This window comes from Streptomyces sp. NPDC093510, assembly GCF_040683555.1.
In the GTDB taxonomy this organism is placed as follows: Bacteria; Actinomycetota; Actinomycetes; order Streptomycetales; family Streptomycetaceae; genus Streptomyces.
In genome coordinates this window covers 67,186-89,269 of the sequence record NZ_JBFBEE010000033.1, presented here as the reverse complement: position 1 = coordinate 89,269, position 22,084 = coordinate 67,186, and the positions used below count along the sequence as shown (strand labels likewise).

Here is a 22,084-nt window from a genome sequence, read left to right as displayed (position 1 = left end):
CCTACACCCACCCCCCACCACCCCACAAGCCAACCTCAAGCAACCACACCCACCCCAACCCACCCACCACAGACACACCAGACACCCCACCCAAGACACGCGGGACGACGGGACAGCCAGAGCACCCAGGACGGGCAACGACAGCAACGACTGCAATGACGGCACAGGAAAAGCAAGTTGAACCATCGAGGCGCAGGGAAGGCCCAACCGGAACCGAAGCGCGCGAGCCCAGAGCAAGAACGGCACCCAAGACGAGGGCAAGCCCGGAGGGCGCCCACTCAGCCCAGGCCGCCCCGCACCCACCGCGGGCGCACCACAGGGCCTCCGGGCGACCGCAAGGCAAGAAAGGCGGCGCGGGGTCCGCAAAATATTAAAAAAACCGCTCGTACGGTTTTTAATCCGGCTACTGTCACGCCATGTTTACCGCAGACTACCCCCCGTACCGGCCATCCCCGACCCAAACAGACTCCCCCGACTTCCGGCCAAAGAACTCACCCGGCCGCCGACCTCACCCCCCAGAGCCCCGAGAGGTGCCCGCCGAGGTGACCACCACCGGAGCCGCACGCCGACCGACCGAGGCAACCGCCACGCCCGGCCAACCCCATCGCCACGGACGGCGCACGCCTGGATATGAAACCGGCAAGTTGGTTTTATACGCGCCTAAAAACTTTCCCGACAGGAGATATCAGTGAGCAAGCAGGAACGGGCCACCCGTACCCGCAACGCCCTCATCCTCTCGGCCGCCGAACTCTTCGACCAGCACGGCTACGTCCGCACCAGCCTCGACGAGATCAGCACTCGCGCCGGCGTAAGCCGTGGCGCCCTGCACTTCCACTTCGCGAACAAAGCCGCCTTGGCCCACGCCGTCGAACAAGCCGCAGCCGACACCCTCCAGACCCATGCCACCCAGCTTCCCCTCCCCCACACCAACGCCCTTCAACACCTCATGAATCTCACCCATCAGATGATTCACCTCCTTCATCACGACACCATCGTCCGTGCCGGCTTTCGCCTCAACTGCGACACGACACCCCAAACTCCCCACGACCTCCGCCGTCAATGGCACACCTGTGTCCACCAGCTCGTCACCCGTGCCACCCGCGAGCACGCCCTTCCCATCCACATCAACCCTGACGCCCTCACCACCACCATCGTCGCCACCACCACCGGCCTCGAAATCCTCAGCCGCACCCACCCCCAATGGCTCACCCCCACCACCCTCACCCACATCTGGCAGCTTCTCCTCCCCGCCACCGCCCACTGACCACCCACCGAGCCCGAAGACCGACCCACGCCCCAGACCTCGGCGAGGTGGCGGTTCGGAGCGATCGGCGATCGGCGATCGGCGATCGACGATCGGCGATCGACGATCGGCGATCGACGATCGACGTCGAAGAGGAGATGCGAAGAGGAGATGTCTAGGGCCTGTGACACGGATGTCTCCTGTGTGCTGCGGTTCCGACGTGCTGTCCGCGGCCGCGCTCGGCAGCCCATTCCTCGGACAGGAACAGCCGCCATTGCAGCGGGCAGGAGGCGGTGTTGCTCGCCAAGTGGACACTGGCAGCCACCTGGCAGTTGGCGCGTTGTCTAGGGTCCCGCAGTACTGCGGGACCACGGCGACCGGCATCCGGCCGCCCTTGGACACCGGCACATCATCGATCACCTAGGCCGCCGGGCCGGCCAGCAGCAGCAGACGTTCATTGATCCGCCGCTGCACCGGTACCGGATCCCACGTCGACTGGTTCACGAACTCCTGCAGATTCCGTTCGTTGCCATCCGGCAGCCGCGAGGCCATCGCCTGGATCGACTTGCGGCGGGCCGCCGCCCACTTCAACTCGCTCGCGGCCATGGCCGGCCAGATCACGATCGCCGAGGTCGAGGAACTGGTCGAACCCGGCGAGCTGGCCGCCGACCACGTCCACGTGCCCGGTGGCTTCGTCCAGCGCGTCGTACGACTCACCCCCGCTCAGCAGCCGACAAACCGATCGAGAAGAGGACGGTGCGTTCCCGATGACCTGGACCCGCGCGTAGATGGCAGCCCGCGCCGCCGCCGAACTCACCGACGGCTCCTACGTCAACCTCGGCATCGGTCTGCCCACCCTCATCCCCAGCCACCTCCCGTCCGGCGTGCACGTCGTCCTGCACTCCGAGAACGGCATCCTGGGCACCAGCCCCCACTCGCACGAAGATCAGGTCGACCGCGACCTGATCAACGCCGGCAAAGAGACCGTCACCGTCCTGCCCGGGGCCGCCTTCTTCGACTCGGCCCTGTCCTTCGGCATGATCCGCGGTAGCCACATCGACACCGCCGTCCTCGGTGCCATGCAGGTCTCCACACATGGCGACCTCGCCAACTGGATGATCCCCGGCAAGGTGGCCAAAGGCCTGGGCGGCGCCATGGACCTGGTGCACGGTGCCCGCCGCGTCATCGTCCAGCGCTCACTCCCGCCAACTCGGCCACACGCCCCACGGCCGGGTGATCCTCCATTCCGCCATCCATGCGGCATGAAGCCAAGTCAGGGGCAAGCGCTTCGCTCCAGTTGCCAGCAATGCCCCTACTGCGCTTCCGGCACCTCGAGTTGGTACAGCTCGGGTACGGAGACCTTTATCGGCTCCTGCGTGGTCCGCGCGATGACGACCACCGCGGGCTCATCCGGGTCAGGGTTCTCCTCCCGGTGCGGCACGAACGGCGGCACGAGGAAGAAGTCGCCAGGCCCTGCGGCGACCCGCACCTCCTTCGTACCGTCGTGGTAGACGAACACGGGGTGGCCGCTGACCACGTAGATTCCCGCCTCCGATTCGCCGTGGTGATGGTTGTCCGTCGCGCTCAGCGGGGGGTTCTCCACCAGGCCCATCCAGAGCCTCTTCGAGCCGACCGTGCCACCACTGATGGCGGCGTAACCGTCCAGCTCATCGGCCCGGACGTGGTGCACACGGTTGCCCAGCGGCCCGTTGTCGTCGGCACTCCGCGCAGCCACTGTGTTGGCATCGATGCTCATCACACAACTCACTTTCTCTGGCAGTCTTTTGATGAGCCAACAGCTTCCGATTCCCACACCGGTGACAGCAAGCAAGTTTGCCGCATCAGCAACTAGGGATCGCTTGATGTCGGAAGAGATCGCACGCTCGTAGACGATCCACACCTAAGGTGTGTCGTCCAGCATCCGTTATGCCACCTACTGCAGCCGGGGCACGCCGTCCCTGTGCCAGCGGCCACCGTACGAGAGGCTTGTGCGGGCCAGGCACCCATCCCCGGAGCATGAGGCGAGGTGCGGGCGCCCGTGTGTTCTTGTCGTGCCTGCAGCCGCTGCTCAGATGGGTCCGTGCCAGTTCGACTCGCAGTGGATGATCCCGCCCGATGAGTCGGCGTGGCAGGCGCGCGAGGACACGTTGCGCACCGGGTACTTGCTGTAGAAGTACTCCTTGATCACTCCGCCGGTCTCCGCGCCGCCCGTCGTGCAGTCGAACACGGGAACGTCGCGGTAGTGCCAGTGACCGGCCCACTGTCCGCCGTCGTAGATCTCGTAGCGGATCTGGAGCCCGGCGCAGTATCCGTCCGTTTTTGTGTCGGAGGCGTAGGTACTGATTGCGACATTGTTTCCGAGCCGCCACATGGCGACCCCCTGGAAGACACCGCTCACATGACTCTGCGAGTCCCCGGCATACCCATAGCCGCGATTTCCAGGGAACTGGCCCGACAGGGACCAGTCGTCCGTCGAGTGCGCGCTCACTTGGCCCCGCCACCCGCCCACCCGGTCAAGTCGGCTTCGCTCGTCCGACTCTTCGAGTGCCAGGCGTATGACCGCGCGACCGTTCTAGGTGCCACGTCAGCTCAGGGTGGATATTGCGACGCAATGGCGTGCCACGAGGTCCATCACCGCGAGGTGGACGCGGCATGCCTGCGCCGAAGATGAGAGGCCGACGGCGCCCCGATCTCACCGCCGTCGCCTACGTCGCAAGGAAGTGACCTCCCACCCATGCGATCTTCTTGGCCGTGTCGAAGGTCAGCGGGCCGGCGGCGTGCCGAAGTGCTCGTGCAGTCACATCCAGGAACTGCCACGCCCGCAGCATTCGAAGCGGTGTCGGCACCGGATGCCCGGACGGTCTGCACCCCATCGTCCGGGTGTAGTCCGGCTGCCGGCTGCCGGTTGCCAGTCGCCAGTCGCCAGTCGCCAGTCACGTGCTGAACGCTGAAACGTCGGCGTACTCACCGCCTTGATCAGCCCGTCCGCATGAACAGTCTGAACTGCTGGCCTTCACGAGGTGATGCTGTTTCCGTGGCCTCTCGCTAAGCTCCGTGGATCCTTCCGCAGGTGCTTGGCTTTCCGACCTCACAGAGGTAGATCATCACGTCAGCCACGTTACGGCCCGTGCCCGCAGTCCCGATCCGGGTGTACTTGTTGGTGTGGGAGTAGTCCCACTTGGTCCCCGTCCACTTGCTGTACGTGGCGTATGGCGCGAACGACCGCACCCAGCCGCAGCTGTTGCTGTAGGCGTCAATAGTGAAGTCCCAGCGAGTGTTGTAGGTGGCCCTGCCCTGACGGTGGGCGACATAGTCGTAGTAGTAGTGCCCCTGCATATGCGCGCAGCGGTCCTTGGTGGATGCCTCGTAATACCCACCTGCCGCGTGCCCCGGCCCGGCGAACCCGACCGGTATGGCCGCCCCCGCAACAGCAACTCCGACTGTGCGAACAGTGGACTTGAGTAGACCTTGCACGAATTTCCCCCTGGGTTACGTCGAGCCGGGTGCTGTTAATTCCCGGAGCGCTGAAGTGGACGCAGGCTACGGCGAAGGAGTGGACATCACATCAACCCAGTGCGGTATGTGGTCCGTAAACCTGAGATGTACGCCAATGATGTCCCAGTCCGCTAAGAGGTTGAGGCGCCGCGCCAGCTCGGGGCGGATGCGGTGAAGCCCCTGGTGGTGGCGTCGCGACGGGCGATGTGGATGTCGATGCCGAGGGTCGTCGCTGCGTGCTCGACGAGGCGCTGGCCGATGGTGAGTGTTGAGACAGGCGGTGTGACGCCTGGGCCGGGAGGGGGGTGGCTTGCGCCTGTCTCATGCCAGGACGCTCGAGTCTGTCCCGTGCTTCGATATGGAGACCTACTTCTGCGCGGTGCTACTGAGTTCGCGGTGCCGGTATCGTCCGGTCTTCCGATCCGCCGTACCCGCGGCCTGCGTTCAGAGAGCGATGGACATGACCAGCCAGCAAGTGACGACGACTCTGTGGCGCCCCACCGGACCCAGGGAGCTGGATCTGGTTCGGGAGTTGAACTGGCGTGCGTGGCCGCCCCGGCTGCCCGAGCAGCCGATCTTCTACCCGGTCCTGAACGAGGACTACGCGATCAGGATCGCGCGGGACTGGAACGTGAAGCACGACGGCGCCGGCTTCGTCACTCGTTTCGAAGTCGAGTCGGATTTCTTGAGCCGGTATCCCATCCAACAGGCCGGCGGGCAGACGATCCTCGAGCTCTGGGTCCCGGCCGAGGAACTGGACGACTTCAACGCCCACATTGTCGGCGAGATCCAGGTGGTCCACGAGTTCCGCTGATGTAGGGACGGCTGCTGACGGGGCGCCTTGGGCCGGGGCGATGATCCCGGCGGGCTCACCCTCTTGCCTTCGGGAAGCTGGTGACCGGACACGTCTGTGTCGCCGCTTCACACGCCGTCCTTGTGGCCGTTCGCGACGATCAGTTGCTCCATGCTCTCGTGCGCGCGTGTGGCCTTGGTGTTGCTCTTGTCGTGGAACTTTCTGAGGTACTCGAAGAGGACGCCCACGCACTTGTCCCGCCCGTCGTACTCCGCGTTGTCGACGAGTGTGCAGTCACTCGCGATCTCCCTCAACTGCCCGTCCGGAGTCGTGTACACCGGGTGCCAGACCAGCTTCACGTCCGGGTTCAGCTGCTGCACCAGCCGTAGTTGGGGGATCTCCTGCGAGATGAGGACGCTCTCCGGAGCGTACGCCCGCATGAAGATGTGGACGGGGCCGGTCGACCGGGCCACAAAGGCCTTCGACAGGACGTTCCACATCGGCGTCTTCAGCGCCCAGTCCGGGTGCAGTTGCAGGACGTTGAGCACGCTGCCGATCCGGGTTCGTTCCAGCGGTGTGTGGCCCTTCCCGTACGCGTAGTCGCTGGCCTCGATGCCGCCCGACCACAAGGCCATGGTGGGCGTCCCGATCTGCAGGTGCTCGGCCATGAGCTTGACGAACTCCTGGTACCAGGTGTTCGACGCGCGGAGCTCCCGCTGTTCCTGGCGGACGTTCGTTTTCGCCATGGCCTCGTCGTTCAGCGCGCCCTGCGAGTCGACCCCGCCCAGCAGCAACTGCCAGGCGTCGTCGGCTTGCGATTGCGGGATGCCCGCGGCCTCCGTCAGCTCCTGGTACGGCCCCCACTCGGGGTGTTCGGTGGGCCTCGTGGCGTACGGCTCGTCCAAGGCGCCGGTCTGCCGCTGCACCCAGCGCGTCACCGCTGCGTTCCCCGCGCGCTGCTGCAGCGCGGCCAGGCCGACGGGACGCGCTCCACGCCCTGGGGCGGCCTGCGCCGTGGTGGCCTCCGCCGTCGTCCGCCGCCCCGTGGCCCTCTGTGTCTCGCGCACGCTCGCCCTGTCCTTCCAGTCGCTCCGCTGAGCCTAGGGAAGGCTGCGCTGCCGCACGAGGTATGAAAGGGCAATTCCGGGGGCACGGTCGGCTTCCGAGGGTTCGGGGCACCATCAAACCCCGTAGCCGTTGCGGAGGGGGGGGGACAACGTGAGCAGGCCCTGTGGTGGGGTGCGCCACGAGCTGGCGTCGGGATCGTGGGTGGGCTGAAAGGCCTGGGGCGGCCTGGAGCGGCCTGAGCGGCTGGGCGGTCCCAATGGCCCCAATGGCCCAGGCGCGGCCCGGGGGGCCGATTTGCCACGCTGGCCACCCAGGCCTTGCAAGCCGCGCAAGCTTGGCCTGCTGAGTTGATTGCGCCGGCTAAGGCGACGGGCCGGCCGGCTGACCTGACTGGGCTCGCAGGGCTCGCTGTGCTGGCCGCGACAGCTGGGCAGCCGGCTCGTCCGACGAGCCGGCTGTCCATCGCGCGTGCGCGAGAAGGCGGCCATGGACCGTCGTGGACGACGATCCCTCGAACGCGATCCAGTCCCCGCAGTCAAGCGGCTACCGCGTAGGAGGCTCCGCAGCCGGAGCCGGAGCCGGAGACGGAGACGGAGTCGAGGCCGGAGCCGGAGCCGGCGAAGAAGTCGAGGCCCGAGCCGAAGTCGGAGCCGAAACCGCAGCCGACGCCGAACCCAAACCCGAACCCGAAGCCGCGTCCCCCTCCCCCCGCCCAGCGATCAGCGGCCCCAACAGCCGCGTGCCCGGCCCCACCCGCCCACCGGGGCCGGGTAGTTGGGTCGTGTCAGTCACCGTGAGCGGCTCCCGGCAGGCGTCGCAGGTCACGACCGGCGTGGTGACGTGCCCACAGGCGTCGTGGCGGATCCGGGCGGGAGGTCCGGCAGGCTCCGCGTAGTACTTGTCGCCCCATGCCATCAACGCCAGCAGTACGGGGTAGAGCTCACGGCCCTTCTCCGTGGCGACGTATTCCTCGCGCGGCGGGCTGACCTGGTACCGCTCGCGCTTCAGCACGCCCTCTTCGACCAGCCGGGCCAGCCGCGCGGCGAGGACCTTGCGGGACAGGCCGAGGTCTTCCGCCAGCTCGTCGAACCGCCGGATGCCCACCAGGACGTCCCGCATGATCAGGGCCGTCCATGCGTCGCCGAACAGGTCGGTCGCGCGGGCGATCGAGCACGCGACATCAGAGAGGGGGGTGCGGGTCACATTTTCATCGTACCGATGACGGGTTCCCTCGGGGAACTCATCACTGCTAGGTTTCCTCAGGGAACCTGACCCTGCCTGTCTAGGGAGCCAGTCATGACCGCCGCCAACTCACACTCCGCCGCCCCGCCCATCGCACTCGACTCCCCCTCGGCCGTCGACGGCCGCCATATCCGAGCCCTCACCTTTCAATCCGTACGCATGGAGTATCTGCGGCGCGTGCTCGGCGAGGTGAGCGTCACGGCGACCGGCAGCCGGGCGCTCGTCGTGGGCAGCGGGCGCGGCCTGTTGGCCCGTGGCCTCGCCCGGCTCGGTTACCACGTCGTCGCCGCCGACCCGTCCCCCACCGCGACAGCACTCGCCCGCGAGGCCGACGACGGTCATGGCATCACGTACCGGACGGCGCCTGCGGAGGAGCTCGGCCTGCCGGGCGGCTCCTTCGACCTGGTGTACTGCGCCGACACCCTCGAGATCACCGAACGGCCGGACGCGGTCCTCGCCGAGGCGGCACGCGTACTGCGCCCCGGCGGGATCTTCGCCTACGACACGGTGAACCGCACTCCCGTGTCCCGCCTCATCTACCTCGGCGCCTTCCAGGCTTTTCCGGGCACACGGATCATGCCTCGCGGCCGCTACGCGGCACACCGGCTCCGCAGGCCGACGGAGCTCGCCGAGGCCCTGGGCCGGGCGGGGCTGTGCACGAAGGATGTCTCAGCGTTCAAGCCGCGCGACGTACGCAGTCTGGTGCGCGCGACGCGCGGGCGCAGGCGTGGCACGCTCACCGACGAACAGCTTCCCGAGCTGGTCGACATGGTGCTCGAACCGGAGGGCAGCCCGGTGGTGACGTATCTGGGGTATGCGGTCCGCCGGACATGAGCTGAGGTGCTTACGAGCAGCACTCGTCATGAACCGCGCTGGGCGTGAGCCGTGCTGGTCGTGAACCACGCTGGTCGTGAATCACCGTGGCCATGAACCCACCGTGGCCATGAGCCGCCTGCTGGCGCGCATCGCTCAGCCCTCAGCCCTCAGCCCTCAGCCCTCAGCCCTCAGCCCTCAGCACTCAGCCCTCAGCCCTCAGCACTCAGCCGTGAGCCAGAGTGAACGCCCCGTCCGCGAGGACAGGGACCGCCGCGCAGGCATCCGGTTCGGTGGCGATGGCTACGTCCTCGGCGTAGCCCCCGCCGATCAGTTGACGTCCGGACGCGCTTGCGGACACGGCGGCGGCGACGTCCGGTGTCGCCTCGAAGGCGGCCGCCGCCAGCGCTGCCTCCGGCGAGAGCGCCTTGTCGCCGTGTGCGTGCCGGAGGGCGGCGATGACGGCTCCCGTGCCGAGGAGATCCTCTACGGCGGGCCTGAGGCTTCCGTCCGGCCAGCGTTCGCCGGAGGCGATCACCGCGATGGGGCGCTCGGGCGTCCCGTAGCCCTGGCGGACGAGCCAGTGGCTCACGGCTGTCGCGTTGCGCAGAGCTCCGGCTGCCACGGGTGCCTCGCCGGCCGCCGCGGCGATGGCGGAGCCGTTGGGCGAGGGGAGGACCAGGCGGGGTGTGAAAGGGGCGTGCCTCAGGGCCGCGGGAGAGAGTGTCCAGGGGGAGGACGCCGAGGCCATGCGGCGTCCGACTGCCAGGTCCGCACCGGCTTCCTCGGCGAACGTGGCCGCGGTCTCGTCGCGCCACCGGTAGGGGAAGACCCGCGTGCCCGCCTCGACGGCGACCGTCACCGCGGTCGTGAACGACAGCACGTCCACGACGACCAGGCAGGCGGCACCCGGTGCCAGCCGCTTCGCGCCGGTGGGGCCCCACTCGAACCGCACCCCGTGGCCTGTCTGCAGATACCAGTCGTCATCCATGGCCGACGATGCTGCCAGGGGCGAGGCCCGGCGTCAGCGAAATCCCGAATGCCTGGGGGCAGCAGTCCTGCCGCTCCTCGGACAAATGAGTGGTGTGGTTCACGTCGATGGGGCAGGCTCGCCCCATGGTCTCGGTGTTGCAGAACGTGGCGGTCGACTGTGCGGATGCCTATGAGCTGGCTCGCTTCTGGAGCGAGGTGACAGGTCACCCGTTGCATCCCGGGGACAGACCGGGCGATGAGGAAGCTCAGGTGATGCTGCCGTCGGGACCCTTTCTGTACTTCAACCAGGTGCCCGAACCGAAGACGGTGAAGAACAGGTTCCACCTGTGTCTGCGTCCGGAGACCACGCGCGAGGCGGAGGTCGAACGGCTGCTGGCTCTCGGTGCCACCCCGGTCGTCGACCGTCGGGAACCCGACGGCTCGGGATGGGTCGTCCTCGCGGACCCCGAAGGCAACGAGTTCTGTGTCCTGCGCAGTGCGGCCGAGCGTGCAGAGACTCCCTCCTGACTTCGGGGACGCCGCCGACAACCGAACCTGACTTCGGGGACGCCGCCGACAACCAAATCTGACTTCGGGGACTCCACCGGCAACCAAATGTGATGTGAGCGACCACACCGCAGAAGTCGAGCGAGAGCCCACAAACCGTGACACGGGCCCGCGTGGGTCTTCCCTCCACAGCTGCACGGACCATACTGGTCGGGCCCCGATCACCTACAGAACGAATCCATGGCCAAGAACAGCAGCTCCTCGACCACCGCCCCCGACACCGCGTGGCTGGGGCGCGGGCGCCACCTCGGGCCCGAGCCCGAGCAGGACGTCCGGCGCAACCTGATCGCCTTGAAGGCGGCCGGGGTGCTCGACGACTTCCTGGACCTCGACCCCATAGAGGCGGCCGCGTCCACGGTGCTGCACCCGCGCGACGAGGCCGCCGACCCCGGCCCGTCGGCCCGCCGCCTCTTCGAGGCCCGCTGGCTCGTGGCCGACGACGTCACGGTGCGCGCACAGCTGACGACGTACGATCCCGAGGGCCGCCGCAAGGAGGGCGAGGGCGTCACGTGGGTTCTGGCCGCCGAGGCGGAGCAGGCGTGGGACGTGCACTGGCCGTCCCCCGCCACCATGTTCTTCCCCGACAGCGACCAGGTCGCCTGGGATCACGACACGGCGCCGGGAGTGCGCCTGCGGATGACGAATCATCTGCCGAAGGACGACGACGAGCTGCGCCACCGGCTGCGGGACTGCACCCGGCAGAGCTGGTTCGTCCATGTCGTGGTGCACGAGGCGATGACGCCGGACGCGAAGGGGCAGCAGCCGGTCTCGGCGTTCCTGCCGCCGAGCCTGCGACATCAGGTGGTCGAGCACCGGGGTACGCCGGAGCAGGCACAGATCGCCGACTTCGCGATGAAGCGGGAGCTGAGCGTGCGGATGCCGCGCGGCGGCGCCGTCATCCTGCCCACGGCTGCGCAGGGCGCGGACTACGACGCGGACCGTTTCACCGTACGAACAGTCTTTCTGGACGGCTCCGAGCCGACCGAACTTCTCGACAGGATCAAGGAGTTCGCCGCGCTGCCCCGGATCATGTCGCCCGAGGCCGAGCAGGCGCTGACGCGGTTGCGCCAGGGCTGGCATCTGCTCACCCCGGAGGAGGAGCTGGTCCACGCCCAGGACATGGTCACCAAGTACGCCGAGGCGCTCGACGCCATGACGACCTCCCGCGACCTGTACCGGGAGGCGGCCGAGGCGGCGCAAGCGGCGCTGGCCGAGGTGACCGGCGGAGACGGCGCGCCCGTGCCGCACGTGCCGGGGCAGACCAAGACGGACGGGTCACCGCTGAGCGCCCTCACGAAGGCGTTCGGCCGCTTCCGGGAGCCGAAGAAGTAAGGGCGAGGTGCTGGACATCCTCGGGTCGTTGATCCGGCGCGCGTCGACCGGGCCAATGCCTCCGTTCACCTCGGAAAGGGCGGCACGCTCACCGGCGCGCTCGCGCGCCGGGACATGCTGCGGCTGCGCCACTCGGTGGTCACCGCGGCGGCGGACGCGGCAACGGGCACGGGCGAACGGGGCTGCGGGCGGCAACTGCGGTCCGAGCTGCTGATGCGCTCGGCCCCTCCGTCGCGGAACCGGGCGGTCAGGTGGACACGCACGCCAGGGAGATCCGCGAGATCGACGTGGCAGTGAGGGCGGGGTCGGGGTCTCCCCCATCGCACGTTCTCGGGCGGCGCCGCGCAGGCGTCAGGCCTCTCCCACCTGCGTGATCCGCTCGTCCCCGAGGTTCCGCTGGACGTCTTCGAGGAGACGGCCCAGCAGGTCGGTGAGCTGCGCCTGCTGGTCGGGCGTCAGGCCGCCGATCAAGTCGGCCTCCCTGCCCAGCACTTGGTCCACCGTCGCCTCCACGAGGGCGTGGCCCGCCTCGGTGAGGGTGACCTCGACCGTACGGGGCCTGCCTTCCCCGGGGCGGCGGGTGACCAGGCCTTCGCGTTCGGCGCGGGCCACCCGTTGGGAGACCGCGCCCGCCGTGACCATCGACAGGCGGCCCAGTTCGCGGGTGGTCAGGCTGTAGGGCGTGCCGCTGCGGCGCAACACGCTGAGCAGGTCGAGCGTCGCCGTGTCCACGCCGGCGCGGGCGAGAACCCGTCGACGGTCGTCGCCGAAGAGCTTGGCCAGTTGCCAGATCGGCGTGACGATGCCGATCGATGTGGCGGGGGTGCCGGGGCGCTCGCGCTCCCAGGCGGCAGCGATGTCCCGTGCGGTGTACGCGGCGGTCCCGCCCGGCACGGAGTCACCGCCCTCCCGTTCGCCGCCTCCTGCCCCCTTCGGGCCTGCCCCCTTCGAACCTACGCCCTTCGCGCCCGAGTTCTTCGCGCCTGCCGTCCTCACGCCTGGCCCCTTCTTCACGTCCCGCCTCCACATGTTACGTTTAGCTCTAAATTTAGACCTCAACGGATGTTGGAGTTCAGCTTATGACACGCACCATCCTGATCACCGGCGGCGGCACCGGGATCGGCCGCGCGACCGCCCGGCACTTCGCGGAGCGCGGCGAGACCGTGTTCGTCACCGGCCGCCGCCCCGAACCCCTCGACCTGCTGGCAGCGGAGGCCGATATACGCGGCGTCGTGTGCGACCACACCCGCCCCGAGGCGCTCACCGCACTCCTCTCCCAGCTGCCGGAGCGGATCGACGTCCTCGTCAACAACGCCGGCGGGAACACCGACTTCGACGCCGGCCCGCAGAAGGACCTCGAAGTCGGCGAAGAGGCCGATCTCGTCGCGTACGGGCAGGCCTTCCGCGACAACCTGGACGCGAACCTCGTCGGCGCCGCGCTGACCACCAGGGCGCTGGACAGCCGACTCGCGGCCGGTGGAGCCGTCGTGCACATCGGGTCGATCGCCGGCGCCCAGGGGTCGGGGGCCGGGGCCTACGGCGCCGCCAAGGCCGGGCTCGCCGCCTGGAACCTGGATCTGGCCCGTACGCTCGGGCCGCGCGGCATCACCGCCAACATCGTCGCGCCCGGCTACATCGCGGACACCGAGTTCTTCCGGGACCACCTCGCGGACGAGCGGCGGGAGCAGCTCGTGGCCGCGACCTCGAACGGCCGCGCGGGTTCACCGGAGGACATCGCGGAAACGGTCGCCTTCCTCGCCTCCCCCGGAGCCCGTCACATCACCGGTCAGGTGGTGCACGTCAACGGGGGTGCCTACATGACCCGTTGACGAGCGCCGCGTGAACTGATGTGCGCGACACGGCTGTTGCCACGTAGGTTGTCCGTCGAACAGTCCACGCCACGGTTGAAGACGGACGGTACCCATGACCGACCACGCCACGACGCCCGGTCCGGCGGCGCACCAGAAGATCGACACGTCGGTGCCGCACTCGGCCCGGATCTGGAACTACTGGCTGGGAGGGAAGGACAACTACCCTGTCGACGAGGCGGCGGGCGACGCGTACAGCGCCGTTTTCCCCGGCATCGTGACCGTCGCCCGCAGCAGCCGCGCCTTCCTGCGCCGCAACATCACGCACCTGGTCACGGAAGCGGGCATCCGGCAGTTCCTGGACATCGGGACCGGCCTGCCGACGGTGGACAACACGCACGAGGTCGCCCAGCGCCTCGCCCCGGAGTCCAAGATCGTCTATGTGGACCACGACCCCATGGTCCTCACCCACGCCCGCGCCCTGCTCACCTCCACCCCCGAAGGGGCGACCGCCTACATCGACGCGGAGCTGTCAGAGCCGGACCGCATCCTGGCGGCCGCCGCCAAGACGCTGGACCTCACCCGCCCCACCGCCCTCATCCTGAGCAACATCCTGGGGCACATCGCCGACTACGACGAAGCACGCGCCATCGTCGCCCGGCTGATGGACGGCCTGCCCTCCGGCAGCTACCTCTCGGTCAACGACGGCTCACGAGGCGTCGACGCGGCCTACGAAGAGGCCCAGGACGCCTACAACGCCTCAGGTGCGGTGCCGTACTTCCTGCGTCCCGTCGACAAGATCGAGGCGTTCTTCGACGGCCTGGAACTCCTGGACCCCGGAGTCGTGTCGGTCCCCTTCTGGCGCCCGGAACACGGCTCTCCCGCCCAGGAGCCCATCGGCGAGCACGGCGGTCTCGCCCGCAAGCCGTGACGTCCCGCTGAGCCGTACCGGGGGCCGCCCGGCTGAGTACTGGGGGCCGCCCGGCTGAGCCGTACCGGAAGTCAGACGGAGCCGAGGTCCGACGAGTACCAGTGCTCGGGCCGCAGGTAGTAGACGGCCTGTTCGCCGTGCTCCTTCAAGGCGGTCTCCATGTACGGCTCGACCTTGTCGGCCGGGAGATAGCGCGCCGACATCTCCCGCAGCTGCTCGATGGTCGCATCCTCGGAGCGGACCACCGGGCCCTCCACGGAGACGTACCGGATGGTCGGCTCCAAGCGGTCGACCATCAGTGAGAAACGCCCCGCGGCGGCGATCAGCCGGCCCTTCTTCGAGTTCCGGCCCGTCATCACCCAGAGCTCGCCGCCCGGGGCGTACTGGTACCAGATCGGCAGCGTGAGCGGCGCCCGTCCCTCGCCCGCCTCCACGGCCAGCGCTCCGATGTGCGGCTCGGCCAGGAACTGTTCGCGCTCTTCGACGCTGAGGGGCATGAGAATCTCCTTCGACGGCTGCTCGTGCTCGTGGTGGTCTCGCGGTGGTAATGATCCCCAACTCTGCTTCCGCAGCGGGTATTCCGCAAAGCGCATGTTGAGCGTGTGGATGCGTCCCCGCGTCAGCGAGAGAGCGGCGGTCAGCGGACCGTGGCGGCCGGTGGGGTCCATCGGCGCGTGCGGGGGACCGTGGTGGAGACGCCGAAATCCTTTTTGAGCTGCTCGGGGATGGCGTAGTGCATGACGCGTCCGCGGGTGAGGGAGGACAGTTCGAGAACGCTGGTCAGATGGCCCAGGCGGTCCAGCGCCCAGGCACCGAGCGGGGAGCGGTCCTCGATCGTCTCCAGTACGCCCAGGAGGTGGGGCACGGTCTTGACGACGGTGTCCCACGGGGTACGGGGAACCGCCAGCCAGTAGGCGCAGGTGTCTCCGACGAGGAAGCGGATGAGAGCGGAGACGATCGGGTCGAGCACGGTCCCGGGCACCACTTCCTCGTAGAGGTCGATGAGTTGCCGGGTCAGATGCGCACCCTCCTCGGAGGGCCCCATGTGCCGGAGCATGTACAGGTCGAGGAAGCGGCGGGCGTCGTCGAGGGTCTTGGGGACGGCGTCCTGGTCGACGCCGAGCATGGCACCGACGACGCGCCAGGCGTAGTAGTACGCTTCCGCGCCTTCCGTCGACATGTGGATGCCCAAGCGGTGCAGGCTGTCCAGCACGAGCATCGAGAAGAACATCTGCCCGCCGATCATGTCCTCCTGACAGATCGGCGTCCCGAGCACGCCGGTGTCCCACCGGTTCTCGCGTTCGAGGTGGTGGCGGATGGAGGCGTGCAGCAGTCGGACCTTCTGGGCGGCGGGAATGAAGCGGCTGCCGCTCTCGAAGGCGTCGGGCTGCATCAGGTAGACGGTGAACTGCCCGGTCTCCGCCATCCGTTTGGACGGGTACTTCAGCCCGTGGGTGGTCGACAGCAGCTTCGCCACGTGCGGGACGACGTAGCAGGCGGGCATGGAGGCGAAGGACAGCGCGGTGGAGATGTGCACGTTGTTGTCGATGAAGAACAGCCGCGCCTTCTCCATCTCTGCCCAGTCCACCCAGGCCGGTGGGGTACGGGTGGCTTCGAGGTACTCGCGAGCGACCTCCGGAAGCCCGTCCGGCAGGGGCGAGCCGGCGGTGGAGACGTAACGCATCAGGGTGTTGAACGTGCCGACCTGCCCGCGTTCGAAGAGTTCGGCGACGGTGGCGTCGGCGAGTTCGTCCCCCGCCTGGCGCAGGGAGTCCATCGATGCCTCGGTGTAGGTCATGGCGGGGTCCTTGTCTGCTGCGTCCGCTGCGTCTCAATGTGTCTGCTGCGTCTGCTGCGGGGTCGGCCGGTGCCGACGGGCGAGGAAAGCACGGGTTACGCCGCCCCTGTGCGCGGGTCAGGACAGGCGGAGGGCCGCCGAACGCGCCAACACGGTCAGGGCGGTTCCGGCGTGCGTCGGCACGTCCAGGGCGTGCAGGGCGTCGAGCGCTTCCTCGACCCGCGCGCCGATCATGGCTTCGATGCGGGCGGGCGCCCCGAGCCTGTCCATCAATTCGCCCACCTCTTGCAGGCCCTCCGTGCCCAGGTCGCGCTTGCCGAGGAGGGCACGCAGCCGCTCCCGCTCGTCGTCGCCGGCCAGGCGCCAGGTCTCCGCCAGCAGGGCTGTCGGCCGGTGACCGCGCACGTCGTCGGCGTTGGCCTTGCCGGTCAGGTCCGGGTTGCCGAAGAGACCGAGCAGGTCGTCCCTGAGCTGGAACGCCTCGCCCAGCGGCAGCCCATACGCTCCGAATCCCTCGCGCAATCGGGGCCCGGCGCCCGCCAGGGCCCCGCCGATGAGCAGGGGTTGCTCGACGGTGTACTTGGCGGTCTTGTAGCGGATCACTTTGAGCGACGCCGTGATGTCCGGACCGGATCCGGTGCGCAGGATCTCCAGGCACTCCCCCGCGATCAGCTCGCGGGCCATCACCGACCACACCGGGCGGGCCCGGGCCAGATACGCGGCGGGCAGCCCGCTGGTGGTGAAGAGGTGTCCGGCCAGCGACATCAGCAGGTCTCCCACCAACATCGCCAACGACCTCGCCGCGGCGTCGGTGCGCGGGCGACGGCGCACGGCGCCGCGCAGGGCGAGGTGCGCGGTGGGCCGCCCGTGCCGCAGCGGGCTGTCGTCGATGAGGTCGTCGTGCACGACGGCCGCGGCGTGCACGAGCTCCATGGAGGCCGCGGCCCGCACCAAGGCGTCGTTGTCCGGCTGCCCCACCGCGCGCCAGCCCCAGTAGCAGAATGCCGCCCGCAGCCGTTTGCCGTCCGCGACCGCCGCCTCCAGTTGCCCGGCCACGGGGCCGAGGAGCGGATCGATGGCCACGAATTGGTCCGCCTCCTCTGCGACGAACCGGCGCAGTGTCTCGTCGACGCGGGCCTTGAACGCGTCCGGCTCCCACGCCTCAGACGTCATCGGCGGCCTGTCGAGCCAGCGCCTGCCGGGCCAGCACCTCCAGGTGAGCCGGCGGCAGGGTCGCGTACCGGTCGAGCACCAGGCGGCCGCGGGCCAGAAGTTCCCGCTCGGCCTCCGTCGCCAGCTCGGTGGCGTCGGAGCGTCGCAGCATTCCCCGAACCGTCCCCAACGCCGAACCCAGCGTGCTCACCGCCAGATCGGCCAGTCCGGCCACCAGCAGTACCGCCTGGCCCTCCAGGCCTCCGCGCTGTTCCCCTGGCTGTGTCATGCCAAGCCCCCCGCCCCAGTGGACATCCGGACGGCGCCGGTCACGCGCCGCCTTGCGAGCATCCCGCCATGCTCGGCCGAAGAGCGGAACAACTCACCATCGAGTGATCACATCGCTCGACAGTACGGTTCACGCGACGATACGGACCACGCGACGATACGGATCACGCGTCAGTACGCACGGCTCACCGCGGCGCGAGCCGAAGCGCAACGCCCGCGCCACACGTCCCGGTGCACCGCCACCGGTGAGGCCGTACAGACCCGCGACCTGCTCAGCCCCCAGCACGAGCGGCCGGCTAGGCCAACAGCCGGTTCCTGACCGCGGCGAGGACTTCCGCACGGTCGCGCGGGCCGTTGTCCGCGGCGATGAGGTGGTCCCCGATGCGCAGCGAGAAGGTGATCAGGCAGCGGGCCTCGACATCGTCCTCGTCGGGACAGAAGGCCCGGTAGAGCTCACGCAAGTAGTCCATGCGCCGGTTGTCGGCCCGGCGGAGGCAGCGCGCCACCGCCTCGTCGCGCCGGGCCCAGTCCCGGATCGCGAGCTCGACCCCGGCGCCGGTCACGTGCCTCTCACGCGATCCCACGAAGTCGAAGAGACGCCCGAGCCGTTCGCGGGCGTCGCCCCCCTCGCGCTCGATCCGCTGGATGACGTCCTCGGTGACCCCGCGCTCCCAGGTTTCGAGCATCTCCTCCAACAACGCGGCGCGGTTGCGGAAGTAACCGTAGAAACCGCCCTTGCTGACGCCGAGCGCCTGAGCGAGGACCTCGACCCTGACGGCCTCGGGGCCACCGGCGGCGAGCGCCCGCAGCCCTTCCTCGATCCACTTGTCCCGCGGTGTACGGATCGCACCCATGCCGCGTCTCCCCTCAACATTTCCCGGCCGAATATACGCAACCGTATAGATGGCCCTATGCTCGGTGTATACGTCACCGTATAGAGAAGGGTTCGCCATGAGCAATCTGCGCCTTCCGTCGACCGAGCACACATCCCGCCCCTGGCGGATCCACGAGATCGCCGGCGACTTCCGACTCGAGGACGTGTGGGCGCTGCCGACGCCGGGCGGCCCGGACGACCTGCGCCACTTGGTCCGGCAGATGGCGGACGGCAAGGACGGCCCGGACGGCGGCAACCCCGTGGGCCGCTTCCTTTTCGCGGTGCGGTGGAGGCTCGGCGCGCTGCTCGGCTGGGACAAGGCGGACTCGGGCGTCGGCGGCCGGGTGGCGACCCTGCGGGACCGGTTGCCGGACGACCTGCGCGCGGGGCCGCGGGGGCCCGACGTCAGCGCGGCGCCCTTCACCTCGGTCTTCCGGACGCACAACGAGTGGGCCGCCGAGTACGCCAACAAGACCATGCACGGGGTGATGCACATCGGCTGGGTCCCCGACGGGCACGGCGGCTACCGGGGCCAGATGGCCGTCCTGGTGAAACCCAACGGCCGCCTCGGCTCCCTGTACATGATCGGCATCAAACCTTTCCGGTACCTGGGGGTGTACCCGGCCCTGCTTCGATCGATCGGCAGGGAGTGGCGAGAGAACCCGGCGCGGGGGGAGGGATCGCCTGGTTGACCAAAAGGTTGATCTGCGCAGCAGCTCCGGAGACTGCCCACGTATCGTGCAGGCGAAGACGGCGTACGACACAACACAGTCAGAGGGAGCGCCATGATCGGTGTCGAGGAGCTGGAGGCCGCAGCGGTCAGGATCGCCGGCCACGTGGTGCGTACTCCCACACTGCCCAGTCCTGGGCTGGCCGCGCTGCTCGGCGTGCCGGTCACGGTCAAGCTCGAACTGCTGCAGCGCAGTGGCTCGTTCAAGGCACGGGGTGCCGTCTCGAAGCTGCTCACGCTGACCGACGAACAGCGCGCGGCCGGCGTGGTGGCGGTGTCCGGCGGCAATCACGGTGCCGCCGTGGCGGAGATGTCGGCCGCCCTGGGCGTGCGAGCCACGGTGGTCATGCCCCAGGCCGCACCCGCCCGCTCGGTGGCGAGCGCCCGTGCGGCGGGCGCCGACGTCCGGTTGACACCCACCATGGCCGAGGCATTCGCTCTCATGGAACGACTGGAGGCCGATGGGCTCACGCTCCTGCATCCCTTCGCCGACCCTGTCGTCATCGCGGGGCAAGGCACCGTGGGGCTCGAACTCGCGGCGGACGCCGGTGAGCTGACGGATGTGCTGGTCTCCATCGGCGGTGGCGGACTGATCGCCGGTGTGGCGGCGGCACTGCGGGCGCGGCGTCCCGGTGTGCGGGTGTGGGGTGTGGAGACCACCGGCGCCGACGCGATGTCGCAGGCACTGGCCCACGGCGGGCCGGTACAGGTGGACGTGGACTCACGGATCACCACGCTCGGTGCGCCCACGGTGTCGCCGCTGACCTACACCATGGTGCGTGACTTGGTCGACGAGGTACTGGTCGTGCCCGAGGCCGAGGCCTTTGCCGGTGTGCGGGAGCTGGCCGAGCATGCCAAGGTGTGGGCGGAGCCCGCGGCCGGCTGCCTCCTTCCGGCCGCCCGCCGCGTCCTCGCCAAGACCGGTGACGAGACGCGGCTCGGCCTGGTGATTTGCGGCGGCAACGCATCGGTGGAGGACGTGACCGCTTACGCGGGCCCGGCGGGTGTCTCTTGACGGGTTGATCGGACGGGCCGTTGACGGCACCTGGGGGACATGACGCCGGGGCATCCGTGCGGTCATCCGCAGCCGTCCGACCGAGTCGGCCACCGCATGCGGCGAGGCCGACTCGGTGGACATCCGCCCGCCTTCGACAGCAGAACCTAGCCGGTCCGTACGAACTTCCAGGTGATCCCGTTGATCACGCCGACGTCCAGGGGCGCCAGGCGGCCGAACGCGGTCTGGCTGAGGTCGATGTGCGTCGAGGCGCAGGACGGGCACTTGTCCCGCACCGGCACAGTGATCGTCCTGCCCTGGTACGTCACCTGCACCGCGATGCCTCGGCACAGCGGGTCGTTGTTCGGGTTCGCGCTGGTCCACCAGGCGGCGGAAACGGCGACCAGGTCCTGGGTCGACGCGTCGATGGGCGTTCCGCAGGCGCCGTAGCCCTTGTCGTTGTAGTACGTGGCCTTTCCTGACATCGGCTGGCCGATGGGTATGTCGGCGTGGGCCGTGCCGGTGCCGAACGCGACACCGACCACCGCGGCGGCCACGACACCGGTCCACCGTCTGAGTCTCATGAAGTGACACCCCACTCCCGTTGCGGGCACTCTCCTGCCGAGAGCGCTCTCATGACGCGAGAGCCTGCGGTGGACGCCCGCCGGACAGCAAGGCACCTCCGTCGTACGTGGCGTCAACCCGTTCCGTGCGCAGGGCACTTGAGGATCAGGTACGTCACGGCTGACGAGGCATGGGACGTCGGGTGTCGGGCCGCTGCACGCACGTGCGGCGCACTGCGCGGAAAGGCGTGATGGCGGCGTACGAGCGGTGCGCCCGGCCGGTCGGAGCGCGTGGCTCGTACGCCGTTCAGAACGCGTCGACCCGCACGCGTTCGCTCGCCCCGTCCGACAGGAACGCCGCCACCGTCCGCCCCTCCTCCGCGGCATCGGCGCGCTCCGCGCGGGAGAAGCGCCGCAGTGGGGTCACCACCACGGCCTCGCCCTCCACGGCCCACGTCGCCGCGACCCGGCCGTCGACCAGCACGGCGCGTTCCCCGGCGACGGACAGGCCGCGGTGGGCGTCGTCGATGATGCGGGTGCGGTCGTCGTAGCCGAGGATCGCGTTGTCGAACGCGGGCAGGAAGCGCACGGGCGCGGGTGTGTCGGGGTCCGGGCGCGGCGCGTCGGGAAGGTCGAGCAGTTCGCGGCCCCGCTCGTCGCGGAAGGAGACCAGTTCCGGGCGGACAGCGGCGACCGCGGCCGGGAGTCCGGCGAGGCCGCTCCAGGCGCGCAGGTCGGCCGTGGCGGCGGGGCCGTACGCGGCCAGGTAGCGGCGCACCAGGGCCCGGCCGACCGGATCGGAGCCGTCCGGGGAGGGCGGGTCGATGTCACGGCCCAGCCAGGAGGCGAGCGTGAGGTTGCGGACGCCGGCCTTGGTGCGCCACAGGCCGCGTGGCGGCGTCTGGACCATGGGCACGAGGCCGGCGATCAGCATCTCCCCCAGTGCGCGCGGCGCGGTCGCCGGCCAGCGGTGGGCGACCGCCCGTGTGAGCTCGGCCATGGAGCGCGGCTCCCCGTCGGCCATCACCTCCCGGCCCGCCGCGGCGAGTTCGTCGAGGTCCACGCCGTCGAGGTCCCGGCGGTAGACCCCGAGCACCCGCTGGCGGAGCATCGCGTCGTGCCGGGACCGCCAGGCCAGGACGTCGTCGGCGGCCATGAGGTGGACCGTACGGCGCATGAGGTGCGTACGCACCACGCGCCGTTCGACGAGCAGGTCGGAGAGCTCCTGCGGGTCGAAGTCGCGCAGTCTCGACCAGAGTCCGACGAACGGTTCCTGCGGCTCCTGCGCCTGCAGTCCGCAGAGGTGCGCGACCGCGTCGGGGACCGGCATGTCGGCGCGGTCGAGCAGCAGTTGCCGAGCGAGTGTGGCGCGGCCCAGGGTCCGGGCGTCGAGCACGGTCGTGGCGTTCGCGGGCATGGGG

General features: G+C 69.3%; 23 protein-coding genes and 5 pseudogenes. 13 read left to right on the top strand and 15 right to left on the bottom strand.

The window, feature by feature from the left end:
- Positions 1-688: 688 nt before the first annotated feature.
- A complete protein-coding gene (locus tag AB0N81_RS36895) occupies positions 689-1,264 on the top strand; it encodes a ScbR family autoregulator-binding transcription factor (protein ID WP_365366352.1) in 576 nt (191 codons plus the stop codon).
- Between the two features lie 217 nt (positions 1,265-1,481).
- Here the strand turns inward: AB0N81_RS36895 and AB0N81_RS36890 are convergent.
- A pseudogene (locus AB0N81_RS36890) lies at positions 1,482-1,816 on the bottom strand (transposase); the annotation flags it as partial.
- Between AB0N81_RS36890 and AB0N81_RS36885 the strand changes: the two are divergent.
- Both AB0N81_RS36885 and AB0N81_RS36880 read left to right on the top strand, forming a co-directional pair.
- Positions 1,812-2,014 (top strand): annotated as a pseudogene (locus tag AB0N81_RS36885) (CoA-transferase); the annotation flags it as partial. The pseudogenes AB0N81_RS36890 and AB0N81_RS36885 overlap by 5 nt on opposite strands.
- A gap of 17 nt (positions 2,015-2,031) precedes the next feature.
- A pseudogene (locus AB0N81_RS36880) lies at positions 2,032-2,433 on the top strand (CoA-transferase); the annotation flags it as partial.
- Between the two features lie 122 nt (positions 2,434-2,555).
- Here AB0N81_RS36880 and AB0N81_RS36875 read toward each other — a convergent pair.
- The 3 genes from AB0N81_RS36875 to AB0N81_RS36865 form a co-directional block, all read right to left on the bottom strand.
- Positions 2,556-2,999 (bottom strand): cupin domain-containing protein, encoded by a 444-nt coding sequence (locus tag AB0N81_RS36875; protein ID WP_365366350.1) that lies wholly within the window; start codon positions 2,997-2,999, stop codon positions 2,556-2,558.
- A gap of 312 nt (positions 3,000-3,311) precedes the next feature.
- Positions 3,312-3,731, bottom strand: coding sequence for a hypothetical protein (locus AB0N81_RS36870; protein WP_365366347.1), 420 nt, complete (start codon positions 3,729-3,731; stop codon positions 3,312-3,314).
- 557 nt (positions 3,732-4,288) lie between these two features.
- Entirely contained in the window at positions 4,289-4,717 is a 429-nt protein-coding gene (locus AB0N81_RS36865) for a hypothetical protein (protein WP_365366345.1), read from the bottom strand.
- A 481-nt stretch (positions 4,718-5,198) separates the two neighbouring features.
- Between AB0N81_RS36865 and AB0N81_RS36860 the strand changes: the two genes are divergently transcribed.
- On the top strand, positions 5,199-5,552 hold the full coding sequence (locus AB0N81_RS36860) for a hypothetical protein (protein WP_365366343.1): 354 nt from the start codon (positions 5,199-5,201) through the stop codon (positions 5,550-5,552).
- Positions 5,553-5,659: 107 nt separating this feature from the next.
- Here AB0N81_RS36860 and AB0N81_RS36855 read toward each other — a convergent pair whose 3' ends face one another.
- Entirely contained in the window at positions 5,660-6,598 is a 939-nt protein-coding gene (locus AB0N81_RS36855) for a hypothetical protein (protein ID WP_365366341.1), read from the bottom strand.
- A 544-nt stretch (positions 6,599-7,142) separates the two neighbouring features.
- On the bottom strand, positions 7,143-7,802 hold the full coding sequence (locus AB0N81_RS36850) for a helix-turn-helix domain-containing protein (protein ID WP_365366339.1): 660 nt from the start codon (positions 7,800-7,802) through the stop codon (positions 7,143-7,145).
- Positions 7,803-7,895: 93 nt separating this feature from the next.
- On the opposite strand from AB0N81_RS36850, the gene AB0N81_RS36845 reads away from it, so the two are divergent.
- Complete coding sequence (locus AB0N81_RS36845; protein WP_365366337.1) at positions 7,896-8,675, top strand: methyltransferase domain-containing protein; 780 nt, start codon at positions 7,896-7,898, stop codon at positions 8,673-8,675.
- A gap of 205 nt (positions 8,676-8,880) precedes the next feature.
- On the opposite strand, the gene AB0N81_RS36840 is transcribed toward AB0N81_RS36845, so the two are convergent.
- On the bottom strand, positions 8,881-9,645 hold the full coding sequence (locus tag AB0N81_RS36840) for a 2-phosphosulfolactate phosphatase (RefSeq protein WP_365366336.1): 765 nt from the start codon (positions 9,643-9,645) through the stop codon (positions 8,881-8,883).
- A 125-nt stretch (positions 9,646-9,770) separates the two neighbouring features.
- Here AB0N81_RS36840 and AB0N81_RS36835 point away from each other — a divergent pair, with 125 nt between their 5' ends.
- The 3 genes and pseudogenes from AB0N81_RS36835 to AB0N81_RS36825 form a co-directional block, all read left to right on the top strand.
- Positions 9,771-10,154, top strand: a complete 384-nt coding sequence (locus AB0N81_RS36835) for a VOC family protein (RefSeq protein WP_365366334.1) — start codon at positions 9,771-9,773, stop codon at positions 10,152-10,154.
- Positions 10,155-10,373: 219 nt separating this feature from the next.
- Positions 10,374-11,525 (top strand): hypothetical protein, encoded by a 1,152-nt coding sequence (locus AB0N81_RS36830; protein WP_365366332.1) that lies wholly within the window; start codon positions 10,374-10,376, stop codon positions 11,523-11,525.
- Between the two features lie 99 nt (positions 11,526-11,624).
- Positions 11,625-11,822 (top strand): annotated as a pseudogene (locus AB0N81_RS36825) (hypothetical protein); the annotation flags it as partial.
- A 54-nt stretch (positions 11,823-11,876) separates the two neighbouring features.
- On the opposite strand, the gene AB0N81_RS36820 reads toward AB0N81_RS36825, so the two are convergent.
- The gene (locus AB0N81_RS36820) at positions 11,877-12,419 is read right to left on the bottom strand and encodes a MarR family transcriptional regulator (protein ID WP_365366362.1); all 543 of its coding nucleotides are present in this window, start codon (positions 12,417-12,419) and stop codon (positions 11,877-11,879) included.
- Between the two features lie 185 nt (positions 12,420-12,604).
- Here AB0N81_RS36820 and AB0N81_RS36815 point away from each other — a divergent pair, with 185 nt between their 5' ends.
- Together AB0N81_RS36815 and AB0N81_RS36810 are read left to right on the top strand one after the other, a co-directional pair.
- Positions 12,605-13,354 carry an SDR family oxidoreductase gene (locus tag AB0N81_RS36815; protein WP_365366330.1) on the top strand — a complete coding sequence of 250 codons (750 nt, stop codon included), beginning with the start codon at positions 12,605-12,607 and terminating at the stop codon, positions 13,352-13,354.
- A gap of 94 nt (positions 13,355-13,448) precedes the next feature.
- On the top strand, positions 13,449-14,264 hold the full coding sequence (locus AB0N81_RS36810) for an SAM-dependent methyltransferase (RefSeq protein ID WP_365366328.1): 816 nt from the start codon (positions 13,449-13,451) through the stop codon (positions 14,262-14,264).
- A 71-nt stretch (positions 14,265-14,335) separates the two neighbouring features.
- Here the strand turns inward: AB0N81_RS36810 and AB0N81_RS36805 are convergent, their stop codons facing one another.
- The 5 genes from AB0N81_RS36805 to AB0N81_RS36785 form a co-directional block, all read right to left on the bottom strand.
- A complete protein-coding gene (locus AB0N81_RS36805; protein WP_365366326.1) occupies positions 14,336-14,761 on the bottom strand; it encodes a pyridoxamine 5'-phosphate oxidase family protein in 426 nt (141 codons plus the stop codon).
- A gap of 140 nt (positions 14,762-14,901) precedes the next feature.
- Positions 14,902-16,062, bottom strand: coding sequence for an oxygenase MpaB family protein (locus AB0N81_RS36800; protein WP_365366324.1), 1,161 nt, complete (start codon positions 16,060-16,062; stop codon positions 14,902-14,904).
- 117 nt (positions 16,063-16,179) lie between these two features.
- Positions 16,180-17,235, bottom strand: a complete 1,056-nt coding sequence (locus AB0N81_RS36795; RefSeq protein WP_365366322.1) for a polyprenyl synthetase family protein — start codon at positions 17,233-17,235, stop codon at positions 16,180-16,182.
- Positions 17,225-17,503, bottom strand: a complete 279-nt coding sequence (locus AB0N81_RS36790) for a polyprenyl synthetase (RefSeq protein WP_365366320.1) — start codon at positions 17,501-17,503, stop codon at positions 17,225-17,227. The genes AB0N81_RS36795 and AB0N81_RS36790 overlap by 11 nt, the downstream gene beginning before the upstream one ends.
- 295 nt (positions 17,504-17,798) lie before the next feature.
- The gene (locus AB0N81_RS36785) at positions 17,799-18,356 is read right to left on the bottom strand and encodes a TetR/AcrR family transcriptional regulator (RefSeq protein WP_365366318.1); all 558 of its coding nucleotides are present in this window, start codon (positions 18,354-18,356) and stop codon (positions 17,799-17,801) included.
- 97 nt (positions 18,357-18,453) lie between these two features.
- Between AB0N81_RS36785 and AB0N81_RS36780 the strand changes: the two genes are divergently transcribed.
- From AB0N81_RS36780 to AB0N81_RS36770, 3 genes and pseudogenes are all read left to right on the top strand, one after another.
- A complete protein-coding gene (locus AB0N81_RS36780; RefSeq protein WP_365366316.1) occupies positions 18,454-19,068 on the top strand; it encodes a DUF2867 domain-containing protein in 615 nt (204 codons plus the stop codon).
- Between the two features lie 93 nt (positions 19,069-19,161).
- Positions 19,162-20,121 carry a threonine/serine dehydratase gene (locus AB0N81_RS36775; RefSeq protein WP_365366314.1) on the top strand — a complete coding sequence of 320 codons (960 nt, stop codon included), beginning with the start codon at positions 19,162-19,164 and terminating at the stop codon, positions 20,119-20,121.
- 43 nt (positions 20,122-20,164) lie between these two features.
- Positions 20,165-20,262: pseudogene (locus AB0N81_RS36770) on the top strand (IS5/IS1182 family transposase); the annotation flags it as partial.
- Positions 20,263-20,267: 5 nt separating this feature from the next.
- On the opposite strand, the gene AB0N81_RS36765 reads toward AB0N81_RS36770, so the two are convergent.
- Both AB0N81_RS36765 and AB0N81_RS36760 read right to left on the bottom strand, forming a co-directional pair.
- Entirely contained in the window at positions 20,268-20,684 is a 417-nt protein-coding gene (locus AB0N81_RS36765; protein ID WP_365366312.1) for a cysteine/serine endopeptidase inhibitor, read from the bottom strand.
- Between the two features lie 286 nt (positions 20,685-20,970).
- Entirely contained in the window at positions 20,971-22,080 is a 1,110-nt protein-coding gene (locus AB0N81_RS36760; RefSeq protein ID WP_365366310.1) for a winged helix DNA-binding domain-containing protein, read from the bottom strand.
- Positions 22,081-22,084: the final 4 nt, after the last annotated feature.

Bases quoted from the DNA above. Each gene is read 5' to 3' on its own strand.
- AB0N81_RS36875 (WP_365366350.1), bottom strand. From the start codon at position 2,999: ATGAGCATCGATGCCAACACAGTGGCTGCGCGGAGTGCCGACGACAAC.
- AB0N81_RS36860 (WP_365366343.1), top strand. From the start codon at position 5,199: ATGACCAGCCAGCAAGTGACGACGACTCTGTGGCGCCCCACCGGACCC.
- AB0N81_RS36845 (WP_365366337.1), top strand. From the start codon at position 7,896: ATGACCGCCGCCAACTCACACTCCGCCGCCCCGCCCATCGCACTCGAC.
- AB0N81_RS36840 (WP_365366336.1), bottom strand. From the start codon at position 9,645: ATGGATGACGACTGGTATCTGCAGACAGGCCACGGGGTGCGGTTCGAG.
- AB0N81_RS36835 (WP_365366334.1), top strand. From the start codon at position 9,771: ATGGTCTCGGTGTTGCAGAACGTGGCGGTCGACTGTGCGGATGCCTAT.
- AB0N81_RS36830 (WP_365366332.1), top strand. From the start codon at position 10,374: ATGGCCAAGAACAGCAGCTCCTCGACCACCGCCCCCGACACCGCGTGG.
- AB0N81_RS36815 (WP_365366330.1), top strand. From the start codon at position 12,605: ATGACACGCACCATCCTGATCACCGGCGGCGGCACCGGGATCGGCCGC.
- AB0N81_RS36810 (WP_365366328.1), top strand. From the start codon at position 13,449: ATGACCGACCACGCCACGACGCCCGGTCCGGCGGCGCACCAGAAGATC.
- AB0N81_RS36805 (WP_365366326.1), bottom strand. From the start codon at position 14,761: ATGCCCCTCAGCGTCGAAGAGCGCGAACAGTTCCTGGCCGAGCCGCAC.
- AB0N81_RS36800 (WP_365366324.1), bottom strand. From the start codon at position 16,062: ATGACCTACACCGAGGCATCGATGGACTCCCTGCGCCAGGCGGGGGAC.
- AB0N81_RS36795 (WP_365366322.1), bottom strand. From the start codon at position 17,235: ATGACGTCTGAGGCGTGGGAGCCGGACGCGTTCAAGGCCCGCGTCGAC.
- AB0N81_RS36790 (WP_365366320.1), bottom strand. From the start codon at position 17,503: ATGACACAGCCAGGGGAACAGCGCGGAGGCCTGGAGGGCCAGGCGGTA.
- AB0N81_RS36785 (WP_365366318.1), bottom strand. From the start codon at position 18,356: ATGGGTGCGATCCGTACACCGCGGGACAAGTGGATCGAGGAAGGGCTG.
- AB0N81_RS36780 (WP_365366316.1), top strand. From the start codon at position 18,454: ATGAGCAATCTGCGCCTTCCGTCGACCGAGCACACATCCCGCCCCTGG.
- AB0N81_RS36775 (WP_365366314.1), top strand. From the start codon at position 19,162: ATGATCGGTGTCGAGGAGCTGGAGGCCGCAGCGGTCAGGATCGCCGGC.
- AB0N81_RS36765 (WP_365366312.1), bottom strand. From the start codon at position 20,684: ATGAGACTCAGACGGTGGACCGGTGTCGTGGCCGCCGCGGTGGTCGGT.
- AB0N81_RS36760 (WP_365366310.1), bottom strand. From the start codon at position 22,080: ATGCCCGCGAACGCCACGACCGTGCTCGACGCCCGGACCCTGGGCCGC.